17 protein-coding genes are annotated in these 18,532 nt (G+C 66.5%); 13 read left to right on the top strand and 4 right to left on the bottom strand.

Annotation, left to right across the window (positions count from 1 at the left end):
- Positions 1 to 383 (top strand): enolase C-terminal domain-like protein (locus AC13CR_RS12140; RefSeq protein ID WP_482900884.1); only part of this gene is annotated, 383 nt, incomplete at its 5' end.
- A 791-nt stretch (positions 384 to 1,174) separates the two neighbouring features.
- On the opposite strand, the gene AC13CR_RS12135 is transcribed toward AC13CR_RS12140, so the two are convergent.
- The 4 genes from AC13CR_RS12135 to AC13CR_RS12120 all read right to left on the bottom strand — a co-directional run bounded on the left by AC13CR_RS12135 (position 1,175) and on the right by AC13CR_RS12120 (position 4,344).
- Positions 1,175 to 1,567, bottom strand: coding sequence for a type II toxin-antitoxin system VapC family toxin (locus AC13CR_RS12135; RefSeq protein WP_292952873.1), 393 nt, complete (start codon positions 1,565 to 1,567; stop codon positions 1,175 to 1,177).
- A complete protein-coding gene (locus tag AC13CR_RS12130; RefSeq protein ID WP_292952870.1) occupies positions 1,567 to 1,809 on the bottom strand; it encodes a type II toxin-antitoxin system Phd/YefM family antitoxin in 243 nt (80 codons plus the stop codon). Before AC13CR_RS12130 ends, AC13CR_RS12135 begins: the two co-directional genes overlap by 1 nt.
- A 106-nt stretch (positions 1,810 to 1,915) precedes the next feature.
- On the bottom strand, positions 1,916 to 3,043 hold the full coding sequence (locus AC13CR_RS12125) for a ParB/RepB/Spo0J family partition protein (protein WP_446236721.1): 1,128 nt from the start codon (positions 3,041 to 3,043) through the stop codon (positions 1,916 to 1,918).
- Complete coding sequence (locus AC13CR_RS12120) at positions 3,040 to 4,344, bottom strand: AAA family ATPase (RefSeq protein ID WP_293014354.1); 1,305 nt, start codon at positions 4,342 to 4,344, stop codon at positions 3,040 to 3,042. Before AC13CR_RS12120 ends, AC13CR_RS12125 begins: the two co-directional genes overlap by 4 nt.
- 470 nt (positions 4,345 to 4,814) lie before the next feature.
- On the opposite strand from AC13CR_RS12120, the gene AC13CR_RS12115 reads away from it, so the two are divergent.
- The 12 genes from AC13CR_RS12115 to AC13CR_RS12060 all read left to right on the top strand — a co-directional run bounded on the left by AC13CR_RS12115 (position 4,815) and on the right by AC13CR_RS12060 (position 18,463).
- On the top strand, positions 4,815 to 5,513 hold the full coding sequence (locus AC13CR_RS12115; RefSeq protein WP_446232329.1) for a hypothetical protein: 699 nt from the start codon (positions 4,815 to 4,817) through the stop codon (positions 5,511 to 5,513).
- 209 nt (positions 5,514 to 5,722) lie between these two features.
- Positions 5,723 to 6,418 (top strand): GntR family transcriptional regulator, encoded by a 696-nt coding sequence (locus tag AC13CR_RS12110; RefSeq protein WP_292952861.1) that lies wholly within the window; start codon positions 5,723 to 5,725, stop codon positions 6,416 to 6,418.
- 138 nt (positions 6,419 to 6,556) lie between these two features.
- Entirely contained in the window at positions 6,557 to 8,302 is a 1,746-nt protein-coding gene (locus tag AC13CR_RS12105) for a thiamine pyrophosphate-binding protein (RefSeq protein ID WP_446235121.1), read from the top strand.
- 191 nt (positions 8,303 to 8,493) lie between these two features.
- Positions 8,494 to 9,270, top strand: coding sequence for an aspartate/glutamate racemase family protein (locus AC13CR_RS12100; RefSeq protein WP_335662327.1), 777 nt, complete (start codon positions 8,494 to 8,496; stop codon positions 9,268 to 9,270).
- A gap of 33 nt (positions 9,271 to 9,303) precedes the next feature.
- Positions 9,304 to 10,071, top strand: coding sequence for an enoyl-CoA hydratase/isomerase family protein (locus tag AC13CR_RS12095; protein WP_292952852.1), 768 nt, complete (start codon positions 9,304 to 9,306; stop codon positions 10,069 to 10,071).
- Between the two features lie 4 nt (positions 10,072 to 10,075).
- Positions 10,076 to 11,611 carry an AMP-binding protein gene (locus AC13CR_RS12090; RefSeq protein WP_446236720.1) on the top strand — a complete coding sequence of 512 codons (1,536 nt, stop codon included), beginning with the start codon at positions 10,076 to 10,078 and terminating at the stop codon, positions 11,609 to 11,611.
- A 47-nt stretch (positions 11,612 to 11,658) separates the two neighbouring features.
- Complete coding sequence (locus AC13CR_RS12085; protein WP_292977966.1) at positions 11,659 to 12,831, top strand: M24 family metallopeptidase; 1,173 nt, start codon at positions 11,659 to 11,661, stop codon at positions 12,829 to 12,831.
- A 202-nt stretch (positions 12,832 to 13,033) separates the two neighbouring features.
- Positions 13,034 to 14,263 carry an enolase C-terminal domain-like protein gene (locus AC13CR_RS12080; RefSeq protein ID WP_482900883.1) on the top strand — a complete coding sequence of 410 codons (1,230 nt, stop codon included), beginning with the start codon at positions 13,034 to 13,036 and terminating at the stop codon, positions 14,261 to 14,263.
- Positions 14,260 to 15,534: an NAD(P)/FAD-dependent oxidoreductase gene (locus tag AC13CR_RS12075; RefSeq protein WP_446233604.1), complete on the top strand. Its 1,275-nt coding sequence runs from the start codon at positions 14,260 to 14,262 to the stop codon at positions 15,532 to 15,534. Before AC13CR_RS12080 ends, AC13CR_RS12075 begins: the two co-directional genes overlap by 4 nt.
- 27 nt (positions 15,535 to 15,561) lie before the next feature.
- Positions 15,562 to 16,539, top strand: coding sequence for a TRAP transporter substrate-binding protein (locus tag AC13CR_RS12070; RefSeq protein ID WP_292952838.1), 978 nt, complete (start codon positions 15,562 to 15,564; stop codon positions 16,537 to 16,539).
- 66 nt (positions 16,540 to 16,605) lie between these two features.
- Positions 16,606 to 17,145 (top strand): TRAP transporter small permease, encoded by a 540-nt coding sequence (locus AC13CR_RS12065; RefSeq protein ID WP_292952835.1) that lies wholly within the window; start codon positions 16,606 to 16,608, stop codon positions 17,143 to 17,145.
- A 4-nt stretch (positions 17,146 to 17,149) separates the two neighbouring features.
- The gene (locus AC13CR_RS12060; protein ID WP_292952832.1) at positions 17,150 to 18,463 is read left to right on the top strand and encodes a TRAP transporter large permease; all 1,314 of its coding nucleotides are present in this window, start codon (positions 17,150 to 17,152) and stop codon (positions 18,461 to 18,463) included.
- The last annotated feature ends 69 nt before the right edge of the window (positions 18,464 to 18,532 follow it).

Genomic DNA, 18,532 nt, shown 5'->3' with positions numbered 1-18,532 from the left:
AGCTGATCGACTTCATCCGTGTCGCCGTCACCTATGCAGGAGGCATCACCCATGTGCGGCGGATTGTCGATCTGGCGGGGCTGCACAACGTGCGTACCGGATTTCACGGCGCGCCCAGTCATTCCCCGATCAGCATGGCGGTACAGGCGCATCTGAACGCTTGGGCGCCAAATTTCGGTATCCAGGAATACCTCGTGCTCGGCACGTCCGAATGCAACGCGCTGTTTCCCTCGGAGCACCGGATGGAGAACGGACTGATGCATGTAAGCGAAGCGCCTGGCCTTGGCGTCGACTTTGACGAGGATGAGGCCGGACGATACGACGAAACCCCAGGCAGCCACCCGGTCGTCCGGCTGGAAGACGGCACGATGTGGAACTATTGAGTTGAGCGCGCAGAAGCACGCCTTGACCGGCCGGCACGACGCGAAGACGCGGTCGGCGTGCTATCGTTCCCCCGCGGCGCGATCCTCGTCCTCAAGGGCGCGCTTGTCCCCGTCGACCCAGAAACCTTCACATCGTAGCTCCAACCGCCCGAGAACCCCCGGCTGACCTGCGCTTGCGAACGCTTCGTCCAACCGGCGGCGATGGCTGTATCCCTCCGGCGGAGGCCGTCTGACGGGGTTTCTGCGTCGAGATCGGTGGCCGCAGGGGCATCGGCCAGGTCGCGGATCAGCACGTCCTGGGCAATCGGCGTGCCGGCGGCCCAGAGCATCGCCTCGAACCTCGCGCAGCGCCAACCGGGCGATCAGGCCGGCGCGCGGCCCCGTCTTCCAGCGCCGCCAAAAGGCCTCCAGCCTGCCGATGGCCCGGGCCGCGTGGGCGAGTACCACCGCGCAGGTAGCCTCAGCCGCGCGCCAGGCCCCGAGATTCGGGAGCGGGTGGTGATCCGCCCGCAGCAAGGGTGGAAGGGCCGGATCACGGCGCTGCAGGGAATCAACCAGTCTTCTTCGGGATCACCGATATCCGCAAAATAGCCCCTATCTGCGGCGCACTGACGTAACGATCTTATTGCGCCATCACCCCCGATAAGGTCGGCTTATCGGTCTTGAAGCAGGTTCCGCGATGACCCGAACCCGAATCCCGCCCGGCTTGCCCTCCGGGCCTCTGAACCGGCATGGCGCGGCAAGATCGGTCCTGGTCGGGGCGCCCTGCCCTGCCGGCTTGCGGAACCGGCTCAGGCCAGGGTTGCGACGCCTTCCGCCTCGGCCGCGCGCAACAGCGCCCGGTCGAGACTGGCAAGCCGGCCGCCATGACGCAGGGCGGCTTCCAGATACAGCGCGTCATAGGCGGTCAGATTGTGGCGGCGGCACAGGTCCATCACGACCGGGCCAGAGGGCGTCACGTCCAGCCGGATGTTCAGATCGTCGATGGTCTCCGCGATCTGGTCGGCCATGCCCGCCGGCAGCCGCCCCCGGCGTTCGCTGACCATCAGGATGTTGCGCAACTCGACCCATATCAGCCAGGGCGCGACCGGATCCTCGGCCGCGCGCAGGGCGGGCTCCAGATCCGGGCCGGTTTCGTCGGGCATCAGCCAGCCGATCAGCGCCGAGGCATCGACGATCAGCATCAGCGCCGGCCCTCGTCCCGCGCCGACAGGATTTCGTCGGACCGCAGCGTCACGCCGCGCGCCGCCAGCCGGTCGCGCAGGGCGGACAGGCGCCGCAGGGCCGCATCGCGGTCGCCGCCGGCGGGAACCAGCCGCGCCACCGGTGCGCCGCGGCGGGTGATCAGCACCGATTCGCCCGCCTCGGCCGCGGCCAGCAGTTCCGACAGGTGGGTCTTGGCCTCGAAGGCGCCGATTTCCCGCATGATCGCATCCCCATTAAACTGGCCTGCAATCTAGTCTGTCCGGCCGGCGCGCGCAAGCCCCCTGCCCCACGGCCCCAATCTGCGTGCACCTTCCCCGCGGGGAAGATCACTCGATCTGGTCCAGCAGCGCCGCCACCGCGCGTTCCAGCCGCCGCCGGTCCACGGTCGAAAAGTCGCGCGGCAGGCGGATTTCAAGCCGGCCATTGGCGGCGGTGCATTTGGCGCTGCCCTGGGGGCGGGCGATCTGGAAGGTGGTCTTGGCCTTGCCCGGCTGCGCGGGCACCGGCGCCGGCGCCGCCTTCCGGCCCCGGTCCGAACCGTCCTGCCCCTCGTCACCCCCCTGCCCCGCAAAGCGCCGCAGGATGTCCAGCTCGTCGCGGACCGACCGCGTATCCCAGTCCTGGAACTCGGCCTTGATCGCCGCCGCCGTGCCCGGCACCTCGTCCAGCCGCTGCGCCAGCGCCAGGCCCAGGGCGCGCGGAATCTCCTGCGGATACAGCAGCACCTCGCCCAGCCGTTCGACCAGCGGGATGAAGCTGCGGATATAGCTGCGCTTCTGGTAGCCGGCGGACTTGAACAGGATCGCCACGGCCTTTTCGGCGTCGTGTTCCTCGGTCGCCGGGTCCATCGCATAATGGACGGCAAGCTGCGCCATCTCCGCGAAAGAGATGTCCTTGCGGACGATGTTCTCGTCGACCATGCGGCGGTAAAGCTGGTCCAGCCCGTCGCCGCGCGCCGCGATCCCCGCCGGAATCCGGCCCCAGGTCTCGGCGTCGCCGGTTTCCTCCAGCAGCGCGCGATAGGCCGACAGGCGGCGCCAGCCCTGGATCAGTTCATAGCGCCCCTCGGCCGCCGGCTCGACCCGGATCGGATTCGACAGGCCGATATCGCGGATCGAGGCGACCAGTTCGGCCAGTTCGAAATCACCCCCCTTGGCCCGGTCGCGGATCAGCTTGTGGGTGTCGATCGTCTCCAGCGGGATCAGGTCGGTGATCAGGCCGGCGCGTTTCAGCCGCACATGTTCCTGGGCCAGGGCATCGTTTTCGGCCCGGATCCCGGCTGCGATGCGGGCGCGGTCGCGGCTGGATTCGGCGGTCTCGGTGATGGCGGCGGCCATCGGCCCGCGGCGCGGCGCGGCGGGGGCCGGCCTATCCGCCTTCCCCACGGGGAAGGTCTCGGCCGGGTCGTTGTCCTCGGGCATCTCGATCTCGAACATGCGGCGTTTGCGGCTCATGTGGCGGTCTCCAACTGCTCCCAGGCGGTCAGCACATGGGTTCTGAATTCCTCGTAGGCCTGGTCGAAACTGGCCCGCGCGCGGCGCCAGGTGCCGCGCGTCATCTCGCGATAATCGATTTCGTAGATCGAGCTGAGAAAGCGCCCCGATTGTTCGACGGCGCGGGTCATCTCGATCGGGTGACGCGCCATCCGGTCGCCGAAGACCTGGCCGAAGGCGTCGAACATGGCGCGGTGCAGGTCGTTCGAGGGCTCGAACCGGGTCATCAGGAAACGGACATCGGCAAAGGCCTTGGGCAGCGCGATCTTCCCCGTGGGGAAGTCCTCGAAGCCGTGCGACAGGTCTTCCAGCGCCTCGGCCAGCTGGCCGATGAAGCTGGTCGTGCTGTCATATTCCCAGTATCCGGGGCCCGACGGGATATAGAGCATGTCGGCCGCGAAGACCGCGTTCATCGACTGATAGCCGATCGCGGGCGGGCAATCGAACAGGATCAGGTCATAGGCATCGTCGGCCAGCGCATCCAGAAAGCGCGACACCGCGCCGAAGAAGGTCCATTCCGGGTTCAGGTGCCGATACTGGGCGCTGGCGAATTCGACGAAGGCGGCATTGGCGCAACTGGGCACGATGTCGATCGTGGACCAGGCCGTGGGCTTGATGAAGTCGGACGGCCGCAGCGAGCCCAGGCCCATGTCGCGGATCGAGGCCGGCAGCTTGCGATGGGGCAGGGCGGTCCCCGATTCGGCGCCGGCCGAGGCCGCGTTCATGCGGTCGGTCTCGCGTTCCAGGTCGCGCGCCATGATGCCCCAGACGGTGTGATCCTCGCCGATATCGGTCAGGCCCATGGAATGGGACAGGGTGGCCTGCGGGTCGAAATCCACGACCAGGATGCGATAGCCGTCCAGCGCCGCCGCATGGGCGAAGTGCAGCGCCACGGTGGACTTGCCGGCGCCGCCCTTGAAATTGGCGATGGCGGCGCGGAAGGCGCGCTTGCCGGCCGGGCGCGGCGGCAGCAGGGATTTCTTGCCCACCCGGATGCGGCGGCGCAATTCGTTGATCTCGTCCAGGCTGAACCAGCGCTGGCGCCCGTCCTCCTCGACTTCCCCGAGGGGAAGGTTCGGGTCGGCGGCCAGCTTGCCGCGGAAGGTGGACTGGTTGATGCGGAAGATCAGCTCGGCCACCTCCCAGCTGGAGAACCGGCGCAGGGTCTTTTCCAGCTCGGGGCTGAAGGTCTGCCGGCGGATCCAGCCCTGCATCTTCAGCGACTGGCTTTGCAGCCGCGCAAGGTCGTCGTGGGTATACATGTTGTGCCTGTCTGTCCGGACGCAAATCACTGTCAGTTCCGCTTTTACGCCGGATTTGCGCTTTTGGCAAAAGGCATTTCTTCTGGGGCCGGAGTTTAGCGCAAACCCGCCCCCGTTGCGCGAATCGGCCGGCCGGCGTGCGTTGCGCCTTGCGCCGCGCGCGCAACGGATTGGGGGACGCCGCGCGGCGCAACACCAGCGATTGGGGGACATCCCGGCCGGATTGCGGGACATTCAGGGCGTCCCCCAATACCAAGTCCTACCATTCTTTCTGTTCGAAACAGGGCCGGAAAGGCAACGGATGATGAAGATGCTTGACAGAATCGGAAATGCGGACGCAAATACGGCAAGGATGGCGAAAAGCGTTTGCGGTGACACAAGATCATCGGATCATGTCCGGACCAACCGGACCCGACGCATCGCCCGAGAGGCGCGAATCAGGCCGGGCGAACCGGCGGGCGAGGGCAGCGATGCAGGTGATACGTCCCGTTGGCCGCGAGGCGGCGGCGAGGAAATACGATCTTCTTTCCGCGATGATGGCCCATGCGCTGGCCGGCGATCAGAACCGGCAGCGGCTGGTGCTGCGGCTGATGGCGCTGATCACCACCCGATATAACTGGCAGCGCGACGAACTGACCATGGGCCAGCGCGAGATGGCGCGGCTGTGGTGCGTGGATGAACGCACCGTCAAGCGCGACATGGCGCGGCTGCGCGCGCTTGGCTGGGTGGTGGTCAAGCGGCAGGGCGTGCGCGGCCGGGTTTCGGTGCTGGGGCTGGATCTGGACCGGATCATGCTGGATACGCGCCCGGTCTGGGACCATATCGGGCCGGATTTCGTCGAAAGGGCAGGGGGCGCGAAGGCGGGCGATCCCTTGCCGGCCGGCGATCCGCATGACGAGACGGTGGTGCCGTTCCGGCGCGGCCGGACGGCGCCGGCGGGTGATCTGTGGGGCAGGGCGCGGCAAATCCTGGCGGCCGAGGATCCGGCCCTGTTCCAGGCCTGGCTGGCGGGGCTGGCCGATGGCGGGGTCGAGGCCGGATGCCTGATCCTGACCGCGCCCAGCCGCTTTCACGCGACCTATGTGCGCACGCATCTGCTGGGCCGGTTGCAGATGGCGGTGCGCCGCGCCGATGCCTCGGTCGCACAGGTGCGGGTGCTGGCCGGGTAGGGGCACCGGCGCGGCAGCCTATCGACAACCAGGGCGCGTCAATTTAGGTCTCGGCTTCCAGGTGCGGGGACCGGATCGCCACGGGCGATGACCGGGGGCCGGCCAGGTCCGCGCTTCGGACCGACACAGAGACGCCGCGATGGATCATCCTGCCTGTTCCGCGATCGGCAGAAGACATCAGATGACCGCCAGATGCGAGGGGCGCCGCCATGACCACACCCAGCAAGCCGTCGAAAGGCAAGGTCACGGCCTCGGCATCGCATCGCGCCTATGACATGCTGCGCGACCGGCTTTTGCGTTTCAAGTTCATGCCGAACCAGAAGATAAACGAAAATCTGCTGGCCGACGAGCTGAGGATCAGCCGGACGCCGTTGCGCGAAGCCCTGAACCGCCTCGCGGCCGAGGGGCTGTTGGTCAGCAGCGGCCGCGGCCTTTCCATTCCCGGCCTGGAGCCGGAGGTCGTTTTCGACCTGTTCGAGGCGCGGCTGGAAATCGAATGCGCCACGGTCCGAATGGCCTGCGAACGCGCCACGGACGCGGACCTTGCCCGCATGTCCGATTTTCTCGAATTGAGCATGGCGGAATCGCCCGATGCGTCGGTTGACAGGCTGATCGAGCTGGATCTGCATTTTCACGACACCATCGCCAAGCTGGCGGGCAACAAGGTGCTGCGACAGACCCTCTGCAACCTCAACGACCGTATTCACCTTATCCGCTGGATCGCCATGGAAGGCCGGCGTCAGGGCACACAGGCCGAACACCGCCGGATCCTCGACCATATGCAGGCCCGCGATGACCGGGCGGCGATGGCAGGAATGAGAGAACACATTCTGCATCGCAACGAAGACATCCTTGCCGCGATCAAGGCGGCCTACGGGCATGTCTACACGCTTTCGACCGGCTAGCGCAGCCGGCCCGGCAAGATGGGATCCGCCGCCCGAGGGGGACGATACGCATGGCATCAGAGCATCCCCGGGCGCCATGCCCGCAGAGGGCGGCTTGACCCGATGAAACCGGCTGTGCATGGTGTCTTGTAGACATAGATGTATACAACGAAGGCTTCAAGCGGCGCGGCGGGTGGAAGCGGAGGGACGGTCCTGGACAACAAGCTGAATGGTGCCGAGGCGATGGTCCGGATGCTTCAGGCCCACGATGTCAGGCACATCTTCGGATTATGCGGCGATACCAGCCTGCCGTTCTATGACGCGATGCATCTGCTTGACCACGATATCGAACATGTCCTGACCCGCGACGAACGCAGCGCGGGGTACATGGCCGATGGCTATTCCCGGGTGACGGGCCGCCCCGGCATCTGCGAAGGTCCATCGGGCGGCGGCGCCACCTATATCCTGCCGGGACTGATCGAATCTTCCGAAAGCTCCATCGCGACGCTGGCCATCACCAGCGATATTTCGGTCTCGACCTACGGCAGATACCCGCTGACCGAAGTGGATCAGGAGGCCCTGATGCGCCCCCTGACCAAGTGGAATACCGTCATCCGGAAGGCCGAACACATCCCCCGCATGGTCCGGGCGGCGTTTCGTGCGATGACGACGGGCCGGCCGGGTGCGGCGCATCTGGGTTTGCCCTATGATATTCAATACGATCCGGTGGATTCGTCGGACATCTGGGCGGATCGCGGGCTTGCGACCTATCCCGCCTATCGCACGGGTCCCGAGGCCGAGGCCGTCGAAGCGGCGGTGGATGCAATCCTTTCGGCCCGCAAACCGCTGATCGTCTGCGGCGGTGGCGTTGTCGTTTCCGGCGCGATGGACGAACTGGACCGTCTTGCGGGGCGTCTGGACATCGCCGTGGCCACGTCGATTTCGGGTCAGGGCTCGCTGGCCGACACGCATGATTGCGCGCTTGGCGTCGTGGGCTCGAACGGAGGCACCGACGAGACCTGGGAAATGATGCAATCGGCCGATCTCGTCGTTTTCATGGGGTGCCGCGCGGGTTCGACGACCACCGCCCGCTGGGAGGCCCCGTCGCCGGGCACGCGGATCGTCCATTTCGATGTCGATCCGATGGCGATCGGGGCCAACCTTCCGACCGAGGTCGGCGTCGTGGGGGATCTGCGGGTGGCGCTGGCCATGGCCAATGCCCAGCTTGACCGCCGCGGGCAGGGCGGCGCGACCTTTGGCGGTGCGGCGGCCGTGGCCGACATCAAGCGCCGCAAATTCGCGATCTTTGACAGGATCGCCGCCGAGGACGCCCGACCGATCCGCCCCGAGCGCGTGATCGCCGCCCTGATGAAGGTGCTTGCCCCGGATGCGACGGTCGTCTCGGATCCCGGAACGTCGTGTCCCTATGCATCGGCCTATTACCGACAATCGCTGGCGGGTCGCCGTTTCATCACCAACCGCGCGCATGGCGCGCTTGGCTATGCGCTGTCGGCATCGCTGGGCGCGTGGTTCGGCCGGCCATCGGGCAAGACGGTCGCGCTGATGGGGGACGGGTCGTTCGGATTCACCTGCGGCGAACTGGAGACGGTCTGCCGGTCGCGCGCGCCCATCACCTTCGTCGTCTTTTCCAACGCAAGCTACGGCTGGATCAAGGCAAGCCAGAAGGATGACAAGGGCGGCCGCTACTACAACGTCGATTTCAGCGGCGTGGATCAGGCCGCGGTGGCCGCCGCCTATGGGGTGAAATCCTGGCGGGTGGAAGACCCCGCCGATCTGGAATCCGTGCTGGCCAAAGCGGTGGCGCATGACGGTCCGACGCTTGTCGATGTGGTCGTGCAGCCGCTGGAGGAATCGAACGCGCCGGTGCGCCGGTGGATGGGATGAGGGTCTGGCCGACCGGGCCGAGACGGCAACATCGCGCGATCGGCGGGGGCTGAGCGAAAGGAGGACGGGATGAAGGCTGATGTCACGGCGGCCGCTGACCGGCCTCTGGGCCGGACGCGCGGGCGAGGGCTTGCGACCCGGCTGGTTGCGGGCGACGATCCTGCATTCTTCGGCGCAAAGGGATTTCGCTGATGTCCGACCCGATCCGACCGTTCGGCGCGCCCGGAACCCATCTCGCGACGGGCGGCAAGGCCATCTATGGCGCGCCCCTTGGCATCCTGATGCTGGAGGCGCGTTTTCCGCGCGTCTACGGAGAGATGGGCAACGCCCTGACCTGGCCGTTCCCGGTGATGTACCGGATCGTGCGGGGCGCCACCCCGGACCGCGTGGTCTGCGACGCAGCCCGTGGTCTTCTGGACGACTTCATCGCTGCCGCCCGCGATCTTGTCGATCTTGGCGCCGAGGGCATCACGACGAATTGCGGCTTCCTTTCGATCTTTCAGAAGGAACTGGTCGAGGCGGTCCGGGTGCCCGTCGCAACCTCGGCGATGATGCAGGTGCCGTGGATCGATGCGGCTTTGCCACCGGGCAGGCGCGCAGGGATTGTGACCATCAATGCGCCGGGCCTGACGATCGCGCATCTGGAGGGCATAGGGGTGCCGGCCGATACTCCGATCCGCGGCACCGAGAACGGCACCGAGTTCTTTCGCACCATCATCAGGGCCGAAAAGCAGGATCTCGATCTGGCGCTGGCCTGCGCGGATGTCGTCGCGGCTGCGCAAGACCTTGTCGCGCGACATCCCGAAGTCGGCGCCATCGTCCTGGAATGCACGAACATGTCGCCCTACAGCACCGCGGTCCGGGCGGCCACCGGACTGCCGGTCTACGACATCTATTCCCTGGTCACATGGTTCCACGCGGGGCTGCGGCCACGCGATTTCAGCACCGCGCCGAAAGCGCCCGCATGAGCGCGACGACCCGCAGGAAGGAGCCCGAGCCCGATGGCTGACGACGACATCATGGAAACCCGCAGGGAGGGGTGTCTGGTGCTGACGCTGAACCGCCCGGCACGCCTGAACGCCTGGACCGAAGCGATGCGCGCCCGGCTGGTGGAACGGCTGACGGCGGCGGCTTCGGATCGCGGCGTGCGCTCGGTGGTGCTGACCGGCGCCGGCGACCGGGCCTTCTGCGCCGGGCAGGATCTGGACGAGCTGGGCACATTCGATACCGGCAGGGCCGAGGAATGGATCGACGGCTTCGCCCGACTTTACCGCGCGCTTGGATCGCTGCGGGTGCCGGTGGTCGCGGCGCTGAACGGTGTCGCGGCCGGGTCGGCCTTTCAGTTCGTGCTTCTGACGGATATCCGGATCGGCCATTCGGGTGTCCGCATGGGGCAGCCCGAAATCAACTCTGGCATCGCCAGCATCACCGGGCCCTGGATCATGCGCGAGATGCTGGGCCTGTCCCGGACGGTCGAACTGACGCTGAGCGGGCGACTGATGAAGGCCGACGAGGCGCTTGGCCTGGGCGCGATCCATGAGATCGTCGAACAGGACCAGGTGCTGGAACGGTCCATCGCCGTGGCGCAAGAGCTTGGCGCGAAGCCCCCGACAGCGATGAGCCTGATCAAGCAACGGCTTTTCGAAGTCCTCGAGCCCGGACTGGATGAAGCGATCGCCGCGGCAAAGCGGTATCACCGGCTGTCCTTCGAATCCGGCGAGATGCATGCCGGGACGCGAAAGTTTCTGGGCAAACGCGGCAAGGGCTGAACAGATGTCCGCACCCCCCGCCCCGTTGCAGCCCCCTTTCGCAGGCACCCTTGGCACCCTGCTGCGCGACCGCGCCCTTGCGGCACCCGACAGCACGCTGCTGATCCATCGGGGCGCGGCGATCAGCGTCGGCGCCCTCGCCGCGGCCGCCTTGCAGCAAGCGGCCGATCTGGGCGCGCAGGGCATCGCCGCCGGCGACCGCGTGGTCACGATGCTCGACCCCGGTCCGGACCATGTCGCGCTGGTCCTGGCGCTGGCCCTGGCCGGCGCCGTCTGGATCCCGCTGTCGCCCGAGGCCCGCGGACCGTCGCTGGTCCATGCGCTGGCGGTGGCGACGCCGAAGCTGATCCTGGCCGGTGCCGGGGCCGTGGCCAATCTGCGCGCCGCCGACACGGGGCAGACAGGCAGGATCGTGGAATTCGACGCAAGCGGCTGGGGCGGCGTTCCCACCGATCCACCGGCCCTGGAACCGCCGGACGATCCCGATGCGCATCGGGCAATCCTGTTCACCTCGGGCACGACCGGACCGCCCAAGGGCGTCATCGTGACCGAGAGGATGCTTCTGGCCTCGGCTGCGGGCTGCGCGATCGCCAGCGACTGCTCGGTCGGCGCCGGCTATCTGATGTGGGAGCCGATGCACCATATCGGCGGGCCGCAACTGCTGATCGCCGCGCTTGCCTGTCAGGCGCGGCTGGTGCTGGTGCCCCGGTTCAGCGCCAGCCGGTTCTGGGATCAGGTGCGCCGCCACGACGTGACCCGGATCCATTATCTGGGCGGCATCCCCGAGATCCTGCTGCGGGCGCCGCCATCGGCCGGGGACCGGAACCACGCCGTGACACTTGGCTTCGGGGGCGGCTGCCGGGCCGATATCCGGCGCGCATTCCAGTCCCGTTTCGGGGTTCCCCTGCGCGAAGTCTATGGCATGACCGAGGCATCCAGCTTTGCCACCATCAACCTGGACGGCACCGAAGGGGCCATCGGCGCGCCCGTTCCCTGGTTCGATGTCGAATTGCACGATGCCTCGGGCCATGTCCTCGACGGCGCGGCCACCGGCCAGATCGTGGTGCGCGAACGTCAGGCCGGGCTGCTGACGCCCGGATATCTCGGAGATCCGCAGGCGAGCGCGAAACTGCTGAAGGATGGCCGGTTGTTTACCGGCGATCTGGCCCGGCGGGATCGTGACGGACATCTCTACTTTCTGGGGCGGACGACGGATTCGCTGCGCCGCCGGGGCGAGAATATCTCGGCCTGGGAGGTCGAGACGGCGCTGGCCGCCCATCCCGACATCGCCGAGATTGCCGTCACCGGCGTGCCATCGCGGATCGGGGACCATGATATCCTGTGCCATGTGCTGCTGTGCGAGGGGGTCGACTACGATCCGGCGGCACTGGCCGCGTGGAGCCGCGAGAACCTGCCCCGGCCGCATGTGCCGCGATACTGGAAACGGGTCGAGCGGTTCGAACGCACGCCCAGCCAACGCATCCGCAAGGGTCTGCTGGATCGCGACATCACGCGCGCTTTCGATCTTGGAGACAGATGACACCGACCGGCCGCCCGAAACCCGAATGTCGCAACAGGAGTCAGATCATGCCGCTTTTCGAGAGATCCGAGTTTCTGTCGCGCCTTCGGCTGGTCAAGCGCGCGATGGCCGACCGGGACATCGACCTGTTGCTGGTCGCGTCACCGGCCAACCAGAACTGGCTGACCGGATATGACGGATGGTCGTTCTACACGCCGCAGATGGTCGTTGTCGCCGCGGATCTGGATGAACCGGTCTGGATCGGCCGCAAGATGGATGCGGTCGGCGCGAAATTCACCGCCTATCTTGCCGCCGAGAATGTCGTCCCCTATCCCGACCGGTTCGTCGGATCGGACAGTCTTCACCCGATGGACTTCGTGGCCGACACGCTGATCGCGATGGGGCTGGAGAAGGGCCGCATCGGGGTTGAAACCGATGATTACTACTACACCGCGCGTTGGGACCACATCCTGCGCGCGCGTCTGGACAAGGCCCGCTTCGAGGACGCCTTTCTCCTGGTGAACCGCTGCCGCATGGTAAAGTCGGAGCGGGAGCTGACCTACATGCGCCAGGCCGGGCAGATCGCGACCGCGGCGCAACGGGCCGCCTTCGAGGCCGCGGAACCGGGCGTGCGCCAATGCGACGTCATGGCCGAGGTCTATCGCGTGACGACTTCGGGGCTGCCGGAATTCGGCGGCACCTTTCCCTGCAAGCCGCCAAACGCGATGGCAAACGAGATGTGTTCGGCCCCGCATCTTTCCTGGACGGACGATCCGCTGGCCGAGGGCGACATCTTCTATATCGAGCTTGGCGGCGTTCGGCACCGATATCACAGCCCCCTGTCGCGCTGCATCTATCTTGGCACGCCGCCCGACGAGCTCGGGCGCCTGTCGGACGTCATCGCCGAGGGGCTGGAGGCTGTCCTGGCCGCCGTCCGTCCCGGCGCCACATGCGGCGAACTGGCCGAGGCCTGGCAGCGCGTGATCACCAGGCACGGCGTCGAGAAGGACAGCCGGATCGGCTATCCCGTCGGACTGGGCTATCCGCCCACCTGGGGCGAGCTGACGGCCAGTCTGCGCATCGGGGACATGACCGTTCTCGAGGCCGGGATGACCTTTCACTGCATCCCCTCGATCTGGCGCGAGAGCTATGGCATGACCATTTCCGAAACCTTCGCGGTCACCGGGACAGGCGCCGAGTGTTTCGCGCAATCGCCCCGCCGATTGCTGGTGAAGCAATGATGCCGCCCCCGATGATACCCCCAGGGGCCGCGCCAAGCCGGGAACCGGCGCTGGCGGGCCGGGATGGCTGCGGATTTCAGGTTGACGCATCCGGGCGCGCGGTCTTCAAATGTCCCGCAGCATTCGCGCAACGGGAATGGTGCCCCGCGAAAGTGCAGCGGGACGGGGCACGGGCCGGCACGGCAACGCGAGGTTCTTGGTGATGTCGGACGAAGCCATGCGACCCAGCACCGGCCCGAAGGACGACGCAGACGAAGACAATCCGGACCGCCCGGAGGTCATCGTCCGGGCCGGCCCCGATCTTCTTCAGCGCGTCACCGGCTTCGATCTGTGGCATCTGCGGCTGCCCGTCGTCTCGCGGCGCGATCACGGTCTTGGCGCGGTGTCGGGGTCGTGCGAAAGCGTCATCCTGCGCCTGACGGCCGAGGGCGGCGAACGAGGCTACGGCGAAGCCGCCACCTGGGCGCCGTTCACCGGCTCTGCCGAGGCAGGCTTTGCCGCGCTGGACCGCTATATCCGCCCGCATGTCCTGGATCGGCCGGTGGGTCATGTGGGCGCGATCATGGCCGATGCCGCGGGCGCGGTCGCCCATGCCACGGAAGCCAAGGCCGCGCTTGAAACCGCGCTGCTCGATCTTTGCGCGCGGATCGCCGGCGTGCCGGTCTGGGCGCTGCTGGGCGGAAAGTGCCGCGATACGATCCCCTTGTCCTGCTCGCTTGCGGACCCGGATTTCGAGGCCGATCTGGCGCTCGTGGACCGGCTGGCCGCGGACGGCGTGGGCATCGTGAAGCTGAAGGCCGGCGTGCGCGGGCATCGCTTTGACATGATGCGGCTGGAGCGGATCCGCGCCGATCATCCCGACATCGAGATCCGGGTGGACTTCAACCAGGGGCTGGGCCCGGAAGACGCCGTGGCGCGGGTCCGCGATGTCGCGAAAATGGCGCCGGGCTTCATCGAGCAACCGGTGCGCGCCGGCCAGTTCACCCTGATGGCGCGGATCCGCGATGCGATCGACGTGCCGCTGCTGGCCGATGAAAGCGTCTTTGGCCCCGAGGACATGCTGCGGGCCGTCCGCGAAGGCATCTGCGACGGGGTTTCCGTCAAGATCATGAAGGCCGGCGGCCTTTCGCGCGCCCGGCAGAAGGCCGAGATGGCGGCAGCATCGGGTTTGACGGCCTATGGCGGCGACATGTTCGAGACCGGACTGGCCCATCTGGCCGGGGCGCACATGATCGCCGCCACCCCCGCCATCACGCTGGGCTGCGAATTCTATCAGGCGCATTACTACCTGAGGCAGGACATTCTCGACGGACCCTTTCCCCTGCGGGACGGTGCCGTCGTGGTGCCGGATGCGCCCGGGCTGGGCATGTCGCCTTCGGCCGAAATCCTGGAACGATTCGCCCTGCGATCCAGCATCGGCCGCGCCGCATGACGCAGGGCACGCGTCATATCATCGTTGTCGGCGCAGGCATCGTCGGCGTCTCGGCCGCGATCTGGCTTCGTCGCGACGGGCATGAGGTCACGCTCGTGGATCGTGCCGGACCCGGAGAAGGCACCAGCTTCGGCAATGGCGGTGTGCTTGCGGCCTGTGCCGTCGTTCCGGTGACCGTTCCGGGCCTGCTGCGCAAGGCCCCGCACATGCTGTTCCATCCCGAACAACCCCTGTTTCTGAAATGGCGCCATGTGCCCAGGCTTCTGCCCTGGCTTCGCCGATATATGGGCCATGCCAACGATCCGGACGTGCGCCGCATCGCCCGCGCGCTGACACCGATCCTCGGCGCCAGCCTGTCGGACCATCAGGAACTGGCCGCGGGAACCCCGGCCCGGCACCGGATCACCCCATGTGACTATCTCTATGCCTACAGGGATCGCAGGCATTTCGAGGCCGACGCATTCGGCTGGGGCATCCGTGCGGCGAACGGCTTTGCCTGGGACGAGCTGGAAGGCCGCGCGCTGCGGGATTTCGACCCGGCTCTGTCCGAGGATCTGGGCTTTGCCGTGCGTCTGCCGGGTCACGGCCGCATAACCGACCCGGGCCGCTACGTGAAGGACCTGGCGGCCCATTTCCAATCCCTCGGCGGGCGCGTCCTGAGGGCTGATGTCAGCGACATCGTGCAAGAGAACGGGCGCGTGACCGGTCTGCGCGCCACAGGCGAAATCCTGCCCTGCGATACGGCGGTCTTCTGCACCGGCGCATGGTCGCGCCCGCTGGCCCGCAAGCTGGGCATCGACGTTCCGCTGGAAAGCGAACGCGGCTATCACGTCGAGTTCGTCGCGCCGAACATGGCGCCGAAGGCACCGGTCATGGTAGCCTCGGGAAAATTCGTGGCGACGCCGATGGAGGGGCGGCTGCGGGTCGCGGGCACGGTGGAATTCGGCGGACTGGAGCCGCCTGCGTCCCGGGCGCCCCTTGCCCTGCTGAGGCGGCAGGCCGTCGCGGCCTTTCCCGGCCTTGCCGCGCAGGAAACGCGCGAATGGATGGGGCACCGTCCGGCACCGGCCGATTCCATTCCGATCATCGGCGCGTCGCCGACCGTCAGCGGCGCCTATCTCGGCTTTGGTCACCACCATGTCGGACTGACCGGTGGGCCAAAAACCGGCCGTCTGCTGGCCCAGCTTATCTCGGGCAGGCGCCCCAATATCGACATGGGCCCTTACTCTCCGGCACGTTTCGCGATGGCCGGAAACGCACGACAGGACTGAAACTATAGAAAAAGCAGGGAGATCGACATGACTAAACTGACCACGCTTCTTGCCGCGACCGCACTTGCCGGCGTCGCGGCCCCCGGTTTCGCGGAAGTCTGGGACATGCCACTGGCCTATTCCGCGACCAACTACCACTCGGTGACGGCCGAACAATTCGGCAATTGCGTGACGACCGGAACGGGTGGCGAAATCGAGATCAAGACGCATCCCTCGGGCTCGCTCTTTGCGGGCAACGACATCAAGCGCGCCGTCCAGACCGGCCAGGTTCCGATCGGAGAGCGCCTGTTGTCGGCGCACGAGAATGAAAATCCGCTGTTCGGCGTCGATTCCATTCCGTTTCTCGCCACCTCCTTCGATCAGGCCGCCGATCTGTGGACAGCCGCGAAACCGGCGCTGACCGAGTTGCTGGCCAAGCAGAACATGACCCTGGTCTATTCGGTGCCGTGGCCGCCGCAGGGTCTCTATTTCAAGAACGAGACGAAATCGATCGCCGACATGAAGGGGGTCAAGTTCCGGTCCTACAGCAACGCGACCGCGCGGCTGGCCGAACTGACGGGCATGCTTCCGGTCCAGATCGAGGCCGCCGAGATCAGTCAGGCCTTCGCCACCGGCGTGGCGGATGCGATGATTTCCTCCGGCGCGACCGGCTACGACCGCAAGGTCTGGGAAAGCCTGAACTATTTCTACGAGGTGGACGCCTGGCTGCCGCGCAACTACGTCCTGATCAACTCGGACGTCTGGGCCAAGACCTCCGAGGCGAACAGGAACGTGATCAACGCCTGTGGCGCGCTGGCGGAATATGCGGGAACCTGGCGCGCGAAGGAATACACCCAGTTCACGCTGAACGGGCTGCGCGAGGGCGGCATGACGGTAGAGCCGGCAAGCGATCAGATGAAGGCGGAACTGAAGGACATCGGGGCAACCATGACCTCGGAATGGCTCGAGACGGCGGGCGAACCCGGTCAGGCCATCGTGGACAAGTTCCGGGCCATGCAAAAGTGATCCTTTCGCCGGACGGCCTTCGCCGTCGTCCGGCGCTTCCGTGGCCTCTTGCACCTGGACGGGGGAATGATCGTGGGAAAGTTGCGCGGCGTCAGAACGGTTTGCGATGCAATCTACAATCTGGCGGGGGGCGTTGCCGCATTGTGCCTGATCGGCATTCTCGCCTTGATCGTGGCCCAGATGGCCGCCCGCTGGACCGGCGGCGTCCTGATCGGCGCGACCGCCTATGCCGGATACATGATGGCCGCGGCAAGCTTTCTGGCCTTTGCCTATGCCCTGAATCACGGCGCGCATATCCGCGTCTCCATCGTGCTGAACGCCGTTCCCCGGAAGGTTCGCAGATGGCTTGACGTCTGGTGCTTTGCGATCGGCGCGGCGGTCATGTGGTATTTCGTCTGGTATGGATGGCGCTTCGTCTACTGGTCCTGGAAGTTCGGGGATGTCAGCCAGGGACAGGATGCCACCCCCCTCTGGATTCCCCAGAGCGCGATGCTGCTTGGTGCCGTCATCCTGGCCATCGCCCTGACCGATCACCTGATCCACGTCATCGCCACCGGCAAGCACCGGATCAGGCAGAATCTTTCCGACCAGAGCTTCGGAGAGTAGCGCGATGGAAAACCTCTACATCATCATCCTGTTTCTCTTTGTCCTGTTCACGCTTCTGGGCAGCGGCGTCTGGGTCGGGCTCGCGCTCATGGGGGTCGCCTGGGTGGGCATGGAGCTGTTCACCTCGCGTCCGGTCGGCGATGTGATGCTGACCACGATCTGGACGGCCTCGTCATCCTGGACCCTCACCGCGCTGCCGCTGTTCATCTGGATGGGAGAGATCCTCTACCGGACCCGATTGTCGGAAGACATGTTCCGCGGGCTCTCGCCCTGGATGGCGGGGCTGCCGGGCGGGCTTGTCCATACCAACATCGTCGGCTGCGCGGTCTTCGCCGCGGTGTCCGGCTCATCGGCCGCGACACTGACCACCGTCGGCAAGATGTCCATCCCCGAACTGCGCAGCCGCAATTATCCGGAATCGATGGTGATCGGCACGCTGGCCGGGGCGGCGACGCTGGGCCTGATGATCCCGCCCTCGCTGACGCTGATCGTCTATGGCGTCACGATCAACGAAAGTATATCGAAGCTGTTCTTCGCGGGTGTCCTGCCAGGGCTGGTGCTGGCCCTGCTGTTCATGGCCTATGTGGCGATCCGTTCGCAAACCTCGCGCCACTGGACCCCGCGCGAGGACGCGCCGATGTCGTTTCGCGACCGCGTGGTGAATTCACGCTTCCTGCTGCCGGTCATCTGTCTGATCCTGGTGGTCATCGGCTCGATGTATCTGGGTTTCGCCACCGCGACCGAGGCCGCCGCCTTCGGCGTTCTTGGCGGCCTGACCCTTGCCGCGCTTCAGCGATCGCTGACGTGGAAAAGCTTTACCGAAAGCCTTCTGGGGGCCACGCGCACATCGGCGATGATCGCGCTGATCCTTGCGGGTGCCGCGTTCCTGTCGCTTGCCATGGGCTTTACCGGGCTGCCGCGCGGGCTGGCCAACCTGATCGCGGGCTGGAACCTGTCGCGCTTCGAACTTCTCATGGTGCTGCTGGTGTTCTATATCATCCTGGGCATGTTCCTGGACGGGATCTCCTCGGTGGTGCTGACCATGGCCGTGGTCGAGCCCATGGTCAGGGATGCCGGGATCGACATGATCTGGTTCGGCATCTTCATCGTCGTGGTCGTCGAGATGGCGCAGATCACGCCGCCGATCGGGTTCAACCTGTTCGTGCTGCAAGGCATGACGGGCCACGAGATGAGCTTCATTTCCAAGGCGGCGTTCCCGATGTTCCTGCTGATGGTTCTGATGGTCTTCGTCCTGATCCTCTTTCCCGACCTCGCCACCTGGCTGCCCGACAATATCCGATCGGCTCCACGCGGGTGAATGCCGGATGCGGCCCGTCTGCCGCGCAACCGCGATTCCGGCGCTGTTTCGGCCGCGTCTTGTGATACC

Source organism: Paracoccus sp. L-17 (assembly GCF_056857655.1).
The sequence above is the reverse complement of the archived record's forward strand: the minus strand, read 5'-3'. Positions and strand labels throughout refer to the sequence as shown.